1 rRNA gene is annotated in these 2,215 nt (G+C 50.0%); it reads left to right on the forward strand.

The features are described 5' to 3' along the window. Window positions 1-57 precede the first annotated feature (57 nt). Window positions 58-2,215: ribosomal RNA gene (locus ACX5JI_RS26335) — 23S ribosomal RNA — on the forward strand; the annotation flags it as partial.

Here is a 2,215-nt window from a genome sequence, read left to right on the forward strand (position 1 = left end):
ATGTATGTTCTTTGAAAACTAGATAACAGTGTAGCTCATATTTTTTAATTTTAGTTTGGTTAAGTTAGAAAGGGCGCACGGTGGATGCCTTGACACTAGGAGTCGATGAAGGACGGGACTAACGCCGATATGCTTCGGGGAGCTGTAAGTAAGCTTTGATCCGAAGATTTCCGAATGGGGAAACCCACCATACGTAATGGTATGGTATCCTTATCTGAATACATAGGATAAGGAAGACAGACCCAGGGAACTGAAACATCTAAGTACCTGGAGGAAGAGAAAGCAAATGCGATTTCCTGAGTAGCGGCGAGCGAAACGGAATCTAGCCCAAACCAAGAGGCTTGCCTCTTGGGGTTGTAGGACATTCTATACGGAGTTACAAAGGAACGAGGTAGACGAAGCAGTCTGGAAAGGCTCGTCACAGAGGGTAACAACCCCGTAGTCGAAACTTCGTTCTCTCTTGAATGTATCCTGAGTACGGCGGAACACGTGAAATTCCGTCGGAATCCGGGAGGACCATCTCCCAAGGCTAAATACTACCTAGTGATCGATAGTGAACCAGTACCGTGAGGGAAAGGTGAAAAGCACCCCGGAAGGGGAGTGAAAGAGATCCTGAAACCGTGTGCCTACAAATAGTCAGAGCCCGTTAATGGGTGATGGCGTGCCTTTTGTAGAATGAACCGGCGAGTTACGATCCCGTGCGAGGTTAAGCTGAAGAGGCGGAGCCGCAGCGAAAGCGAGTCTGAATAGGGCGTTTAGTACGTGGTCGTAGACCCGAAACCAGGTGATCTACCCATGTCCAGGGTGAAGTTCAGGTAACACTGAATGGAGGCCCGAACCCACGCACGTTGAAAAGTGCGGGGATGAGGTGTGGGTAGCGGAGAAATTCCAATCGAACCTGGAGATAGCTGGTTCTCCCCGAAATAGCTTTAGGGCTAGCCTTAAGTGTAAGAGTCTTGGAGGTAGAGCACTGATTGAACTAGGGGTCCTCATCGGATTACCGAATTCAGTCAAACTCCGAATGCCAATGACTTATCCTTAGGAGTCAGACTGCGAGTGATAAGATCCGTAGTCAAGAGGGAAACAGCCCAGATCGCCAGCTAAGGTCCCAAAGTGTGTATTAAGTGGAAAAGGATGTGGAGTTGCTTAGACAACTAGGATGTTGGCTTAGAAGCAGCCACCATTTAAAGAGTGCGTAATAGCTCACTAGTCGAGTGACTCTGCGCCGAAAATGTACCGGGGCTAAATACACCACCGAAGCTGCGAATTGATACCGATGGTATCAGTGGTAGGGGAGCGTTCTAAGGACAGTGAAGTCAGACCGTAAGGACTGGTGGAGTGCTTAGAAGTGAGAATGCCGGTATGAGTAGCGAAAGACGGGTGAGAATCCCGTCCACCGAATGCCTAAGGTTTCCTGAGGAAGGCTCGTCCGCTCAGGGTTAGTCAGGACCTAAGCCGAGGCCGACAGGCGTAGGCGATGGACAACAGGTTGATATTCCTGTACCACCTCTTTATCGTTTGAGCAATGGAGGGACGCAGAAGGATAGAAGAAGCGTGCGATTGGTTGTGCACGTCCAAGCAGTTAGGCTGATAAGTAGGCAAATCCGCTTATCGTGAAGGCTGAGCTGTGATGGGGAAGCTCCTTATGGAGCGAAGTCTTTGATTCCCCGCTGCCAAGAAAAGCTTCTAGCGAGATAAAAGGTGCCTGTACCGCAAACCGACACAGGTAGGCGAGGAGAGAATCCTAAGGTGTGCGAGAGAACTCTGGTTAAGGAACTCGGCAAAATGACCCCGTAACTTCGGGAGAAGGGGTGCTTTCTTAACGGAAAGCCGCAGTGAATAGGCCCAAGCGACTGTTTAGCAAAAACACAGGTCTCTGCGAAGCCGTAAGGCGAAGTATAGGGGCTGACACCTGCCCGGTGCTGGAAGGTTAAGGAGAGGGGTTAGCGTAAGCGAAGCTCTGAACTGAAGCCCCAGTAAACGGCGGCCGTAACTATAACGGTCCTAAGGTAGCGAAATTCCTTGTCGGGTAAGTTCCGACCCGCACGAAAGGTGTAACGATTTGGGCACTGTCTCAACCAGAGACTCGGTGAAATTATAGTACCTGTGAAGATGCAGGTTACCCGCGACAGGACGGAAAGACCCCGTGGAGCTTTACTGTAGCCTGATATTGAATTTTGGTACAGTTTGTACAGGATAGGCGGGAGCCTTTGAA

It is taken from the genome of Bacillus sp. C1 (assembly GCF_054570475.1).